1 protein-coding gene and 1 pseudogene are annotated in these 606 nt (G+C 45.5%); both read right to left on the bottom strand.

Annotation, left to right across the window (positions count from 1 at the left end; genetic code table 11):
• The coding region (locus ACWHAR_RS29335; protein WP_452088726.1) for a hypothetical protein at window positions 1–82 on the bottom strand (82 nt) is incomplete at its 3' end.
• A 118-nt stretch (window positions 83–200) separates the two neighbouring features.
• Window positions 201–606: pseudogene (gene bcaP / locus ACWHAR_RS29340) on the bottom strand (branched-chain amino acid transporter BcaP); the annotation flags it as partial.

Consider the following 606-nt stretch of genomic DNA (forward strand, 5'->3'; position numbering starts at 1 on the left):
CGCCCAAGCCGATAGCCGAGCCGGCCGCTGCCATGACGAAACCAATTTTCGAAGCCCATTGGACTGGTTTTTGCTCAGACAATAAACGTCACTTCCTTTCCAGCCTATATTATCTCTTATTTTTGTCTTCATTTCTATAGATTCATTTGCCAAGAACAGAAAAGAGAGCGGCCTGTATGGACGCTCTCTTTATCAAAAGGTTATTGATTTAATTTTGAATGCTTTCTTGAATACAGAAAATAGATTACCAAGCCGATTAACAGCCACACTAGGAAGCGGACAATCGTCACCCATCCCAGATTTAAAATCAAGAACAGGCAGAACAGAATCGCCAGGCCTGGGATCACGGGAACTCCCGGGCATTTAAAGGCTCTCGGAAGATCAGGCTGTTTCTTTCTCAAAACGATAACTGCCACAGAAATCAGTACAAATGCCGACAGCGTCCCGATGTTTACCAGCTTTGCAAGTTCATCCAGTGGAACAAGTGAGCCGAGAAGCGCCGACATCGTTCCGAAAAACCAAGTGGCTACATAAGGTGTTTTGTGCTTTGGATGCACTTTAGAAAGTGAACCCGGCAAAAGTCCGTCACGCGACATGGCAAACATG

It is taken from the genome of Bacillus sp. LR--39 (assembly GCF_053613335.1).